At 62.8% G+C, this 5,656-nt stretch carries 3 protein-coding genes; all 3 read right to left on the bottom strand.

Translation table 11 applies throughout. From position 1 onward, the window contains the following. Positions 1–210: 210 nt before the first annotated feature. The 3 genes from KBW95_RS24340 to KBW95_RS24330 all read right to left on the bottom strand — a co-directional run bounded on the left by KBW95_RS24340 (position 211) and on the right by KBW95_RS24330 (position 5,293). Positions 211–1,776 (bottom strand): response regulator, encoded by a 1,566-nt coding sequence (locus KBW95_RS24340; protein ID WP_211529545.1) that lies wholly within the window; start codon positions 1,774–1,776, stop codon positions 211–213. A gap of 6 nt (positions 1,777–1,782) precedes the next feature. Continuing rightward, complete coding sequence (locus tag KBW95_RS24335; protein WP_211529544.1) at positions 1,783–4,716, bottom strand: response regulator; 2,934 nt, start codon at positions 4,714–4,716, stop codon at positions 1,783–1,785. Between the two features lie 166 nt (positions 4,717–4,882). Beyond that, positions 4,883–5,293 carry a DUF2061 domain-containing protein gene (locus KBW95_RS24330; RefSeq protein WP_211529543.1) on the bottom strand — a complete coding sequence of 137 codons (411 nt, stop codon included), beginning with the start codon at positions 5,291–5,293 and terminating at the stop codon, positions 4,883–4,885. Positions 5,294–5,656 lie beyond the last annotated feature (363 nt).

Genomic DNA, 5,656 nt, shown 5'->3' with positions numbered 1-5,656 from the left:
TGTGGGTCCATAAAAGCGCTATCGAAACGCGACGAACTTGGGTTCCCGCCTTCGCGGAAACGACGGTTTTGAGCTTAGGTGCGCTAATCGCGATAACTATTGTGGCTTGCTGCTTACAAACGTCGTACCCGCCACTGGCGGCTACGACTTCCGGGACTCGGCGTCCCCTTGGCCGGAACCCAAGTTCAACGCACGCTAGCAAACCAGCAGCTACTCCAGCTCCAACAACCGCTTCACCACCTGCGCCATCTCATCAAGCCGATACGGCTTATGCATCAACTGCACGCGCTGGAAGATCTCTTCCTCCGCATCGCCCGGATACCCCGAAGCGAACAGCAGCTTCGCAGCCGGCAGACACTCTTCCATCGCCTGCGCCACTTCGTGGCCGCGCACCTTCCCCGGCATGACGATGTCCGTGAACAGCAGATCGATCGGCAGCCCTTGCCGGATGAAGCCCATCGCCGCCTCTCCATCCGCCGCCTCCAGCACACACAGCCCGAGCTTGCGCAGTACTTCCGCACTCGCTTCCCGCACCGGCGCCTCGTCCTCGACCACCAGCACATTGCGCATCCGCTCACCCGGCAGGGCGTCCGGCGCCACGGGAGGAAAATACATCGTCACTGTCGTACCAGCACCCGGACTTCCCGACAGCTCGATCTGCCCGCCGCTCTGTTTGACGAAGCTGAAAGCGAGACTCAGTCCGAGCCCCGAGCGACGGCTATCTGTCTTGGTTGTGAAGAAGGGTTCAAATGCGCGCCGCTGTACGTCTTCCTTCATGCCGCAGCCATTGTCGACGAGCCTGATCCGCATCCATTCCGGGTCGACGTCGTTCGCGCCCGGAAGGCGCGCGGTCTCGATCTCGATCACCAGGCGGCCATCCGCTCCCATCGCCTCGGCAGAGTTCTGCACCAGGTGAAGCATGGTTTTTTCGAACTGGGTAGGGTCGAGCGACGCCATCGGCAAAGACCCATTCGCGGAAATGCTCAATTTGCACTCACCCAGCACCTGCTGCAGCATTCCCCTCAGGCTGCACAGGTAGACCTCGGCGTGCAGCGTCATCGGCGCCAAGGCCTGTGGCCGTGAAAAGGCCAGCAGCTGCGCGGCCAGCCGCGCGCCGCGGCGTACACCTTCCGACGCGGCGTCGACACGGCGCACCGTGCGTTCATCCGCCCGATGCGATACCTTGAGCAGCTGCAGATGGCCATTGATCAACTGGAGCACATTGTTGAAGTCGTGTGCGATACCGCTGGTGAGCTCTCCGATGGCTTCCATCTTCTGCGCCTCATGCAGCGATGCCTGGGCATCCGACAACTGGCGTGTCCGTTCCAGCAATTCGGCCCGGCTTGCCGCGAGCGCCTGCATCGCGCGATCGCGTTCGCGGATCGCCAGGTAGGCGCGCGAATGAGCACGCGCCCGTGCCGCAAGCTCGATGCGGTCCGGCCATTTGACCAGGTAGTCCATCGCTCCCGCCGCAAAACCGTCCGCCTTGATGTGCGGGTTCTCGTTCGACGACAGCATGATGACCGGAATCGGCGCGAGCTCCGGATCCTCCTTCAGGCTGCGGATCACGCTCAAGCCGTCGACCATGGGCATGTGCAGGTCGACCATGATGACCGTCGGCGCGAATGCCCGCGCCGCCTGGACCGCGTGTATGGATTCGCTCTGGTATTCGATGGTCATGTCGGCCTCGGTGGCGAGCATGCTGTTCAGGAGTTGCGCGTTGAAGGGCTGGTCGTCGATCAGCAGGACACGGCAGTCGGTCAAAGTTGGGGACATGGGAGCTCAGTGCAGAGGCGTTGTCGCTGGCATGGCGGCATGCGCGATGCTGTCTTCCAGTTGTAGCAGGTCGTAGGGTTTGGGCAGTACGATGATGCCGCTGTCCGCCGGAAGTTGAATGGCTTTTCCTTCTCCCGATGCGAGGATCACCTTGAGTGCAGGGTGCGACGCGATCGCGCGGGCCGCGAGTTCGATGCCGGACATGCCCGGCAGGTTCAGGTCAGTGAACAGGACGTCGACCTCGCGTTCGTTCAACACCGAGAGGGCCTGCTCGGCCGAGTCGCTGCCACGGGCGTCATGTCCCAGCGCGGCCAGCAGTTCGCACGCGAGTTCGCGCGTATCGGTATCGTCCTCGACCACGAGAATGCGGCGTCCCGCCGGCATCGTCTCCAGCGCGGCGCCGGCCAGGGAAACAGGCGACGGCAAGGCGGGAGCCATGACGTCGAGTTGCTGGTGGATCGCACGTGCAAGCTGCTCGCGGCTGTAGGGCTTCGGGAGCAGGTCGATTCCTGCCTCGATCGCCTTGTCGGGCAGGTGACCCGACGTCAGCAGGATCGCGCAGTGAGGAGCGATATCGCGGCAGCGGGCGACCAGCGTCGCGCAGTCGACGGAGCCGGGCATCGACAAATCGCTGAACAACAGGTCCACGTGCACGCCACTCTGCAGTACCGCAAGCGCCTGCTGGGCGTCGCCCGCGCGCAGCACATGGTAGCCGAGGCTCGAGAGCATGTCGGTGGTTGCGGCCACCACCGCCGCGTCATCGTCGACCACAAGTATGGTTTCGCCTACGCCGAGCACGGTCGCATCGTCGGCCGCATGCACATCGGCGACGTCGCTGTGCGAGCGCGGGAGGTAGATCAGGATCGTGGTGCCCTGGCCCGGCTGGCTCTGGATGCGGATTTCGCCGCCGCTCTGTTTGACGAAGCCATACACCATGCTCATCCCAAGGCCGGTGCCCTGGCCTGGCCCTTTGGTCGTGTAGAAGGGATCGAAGATCTTCTGCACGACCGCGGGCGGCATGCCGCAACCGGTGTCGATGATCGACAGGCAGACCTGGTCACCCGCAGAGTCCTCGAGAACTGCGTTGGCGAGGCTGATGGTCAGCCGGCCGGCGCCCGACATCGCGTCGCGCGCATTGATGACCATGTTGAGGATCGCGTTTTCCAGCTGGTTGCGGTCCACTTCGACATTCCACAGGCCTGCCGGCTGCTGGATCTCGACCTCGATGCGGTCGCCGAGGGCGCGCAGCAGCAGCGAATCCATGTCGGCAATCAGGCGGCCGAGATGGGTGGCCACGGGCTGCAGCGGCTGGCGGCGCGCGAAGGCAAGCAACTGCGAGGACAGCTTCGACCCGCGCTCGACGGCCGCGATGGCACTCGCGACGCGCGCGGCGGGCAGCTCGCCCATGCTGTCGAGTTCCATCAGTTGCAGGTTGCTCGAGATGATCTGTAGCACGTTGTTGAAATCGTGCGCGACGCCGCTTGCCAGCTGGCCCACCGCTTCCATCTTGTGCGCCTGGCGCAGCGCATCTTCCGCCTTGACGCGTTCCGTTTCCTCCAGCACGACCTTGCGTTCGAGCGACAGGTTCAGCTCCCGCAGGGCGGCTTCTGCATGACGCAGGTTGTCTTCGGTACGCTTACGCTCCGTGATGTCGTAGGACACGCCCAGGTAACGGCGCTGACCGGCCATCGTCCCGCTGACCGGCTGGCCCCGGCGCGCGAGCCATCGCCACTCGCCCGTATCGGCGCGACGGATCTGGTACTCGGCGTAGGCGATCGGATTGTCTTCGTTGCCAAGGCGGCTAGGGCCGAGCAGGTGGCCGTGCGACGGCTCGATGTGGCTGATGAGACGCTCGGCGGTAATCTCGGTGTCGGCGTCGAATCCCCACAGGCGGCGATAGGCCTCCGAGACCTTCATCTGGCCAGTGGCGGGATACCACTCGAAGGTCCCGATCTCGCCGGCTTCCTGGGCTACTCGCAGCCACTCCTCGGTCAGAGCATGGTCGGTGATGTCGATGCCTTCGATGAAGACCCCGCAGACCTGGCCGTTCGCATCCTTCAGCGGCTGGTAGAGGAAATCCAGCACACGGCGTTCCATGGCTTCACCGCCGCCGCTCTCCAGTTGTACCTCGACGTTCTGGCCGTAAAACGGCTCGCCCTCGCGATACACCTGGTCCAGCAAGGCGACAAAACCCTGTTCGACCACTTCAGGGAGGACCTGCCTGACCGGCTTGCCGAGGATGTCCCGATGCTGGACCAACCGGAGATAGGAATCGTTGGCCAGCTCGAACACGTGATCGGGGCCGTTCACCACCGCCATGAAGCTCGGGGCCTGGCGGAACAACTCGTTGAGGAAGTCCATGTCGCCTGCCAGCTGGCGATTGGCCTGCTCCAGTCTGGCGCGCAGCGCATCGAGGCTTGCGTTGACCTGGGTGAGATGTTCCTCCTGGCGCGTACGCTGCCGTTCGCCGCATACGCGCGCGGTAGTCTCGATCACGGTGGCGAGGACACCGCGCACCTGCCCGTGTTCGTCGACCGCGGGCGTGTAATAGAGGTCGAACCAGACGTCTTTCGGCGTGCCGTCGCGATCCAGCACGAAGTGCTTGTCCTGGAAGGTCTGGACTTCGCCAACGAAGCAGGCGTCGTGCACCGGCTTGTTGAAGTCTTCCCAGGCCTCGGGCCAGGCATCGCGCACCGGCATGCCGAAGACACGGGGATGCCGGCTGCCTGCAATGACCGCATAGGCATCGTTATAGATAAGCGTTCTGTCGTCACCCCACACAAGGGCCATGCCGACAGGGGCGCGCAAGACGACTTCGACGAGAATGCGGAGGGTGCTGGGCCACTGTTCCAGTGGACCGAGAGAGCTGGTGCTCCAGTCGCGCGTGCGAATCAGGTGGGCCGTGTCGCCGTGACAGGCGGGCCAAGCGATCTCACTCATGATTGCCTCGTCGTGGTAGAAGCACTAGGGGATCGCACAGGTATGCAATGCCGGCTGTGCTTAGGGATTGGGCCGACAGTGTAACACCGGAAAGAGCGGAATTACACGATTTGGCGAAGCGACGACTAGCACGCGTAAAACGGACCGTTGTCACGCGGTCCCGGTTTCAGACGAGGCCCAGTTTGCCGCTGAGGCGAAGCTCGACTCTGTCCCAGAAGCGGTCATGCACAGGTAGCAGCAGAACGTTGCAGACAGGTTCCAGCACGGCGGCCATGCCGCCGAAGGCCAGCGAGCCGGTCGCAAGATACATGACGGAGAAGGCGACCACCATGTGCATGGCGGTCTGGCTCAGTTTCTCGCCGACGACGGCCAGATAACGGCTGCGACCGGCCGTCGCCCGCAGCCGGAATGCGGCCCATGCCTTTTCATGGAAAGGGAGCAGCAAGACGTTGATCACTGGCTCGATGATGATCGCAAGGCCGCCGAGGACGATCGAGCCGGTCAGCGCATAGGCGATCGCAAACGCGATCGCCATGTGGGTGATGACCTGGCTGGTTTTCTTCGCTGCGACGGCCATGATGGACTCCTCTCTTGCATCGTTATCACTACGGTGAGGCCAAATGATAGTGATTCTTGTTTATAGAGAAAAGCAATTTAAATTGAAGAAATTGATAGCCTGGGGCTATTGTCGAGAGCCCTCAGCTGTGGAGGTGAAGCTGTCGCAAGCGAGCAACTGCCCTTGCGGGCTATGTCATCGTTTTGTTATAGTCTTGTTTCGCCCGACGCAGTCGCACTCCTTTGAGGATGCAAGCGAAAGGTGGAAAGAAAAAGAAGTTGACGAACATCGCAAAACACCGCATAATCTCGCTTCTCTGCTGCTGACGAACACAACGCTTCGTCGAACAAGGCGGCACGACAGAGCACGACCCTAGGCGGTCCC

The organism is Massilia sp. ZL223, from assembly GCF_018119395.1.
Lineage (GTDB): Bacteria > Pseudomonadota > Gammaproteobacteria > Burkholderiales > Burkholderiaceae_D > Telluria.
This window is presented reverse-complemented; position numbering and strand designations above follow the sequence as displayed.

Coding starts and splice junctions, on each gene's coding strand:
- KBW95_RS24335 (WP_211529544.1), bottom strand. CDS start 4,716: ATGAGTGAGATCGCTTGGCCCGCCTGTCACGGCGACACGGCCCACCTG.
- KBW95_RS24340 (WP_211529545.1), bottom strand. CDS start 1,776: ATGTCCCCAACTTTGACCGACTGCCGTGTCCTGCTGATCGACGACCAG.
- KBW95_RS24330 (WP_211529543.1), bottom strand. CDS start 5,293: ATGGCCGTCGCAGCGAAGAAAACCAGCCAGGTCATCACCCACATGGCG.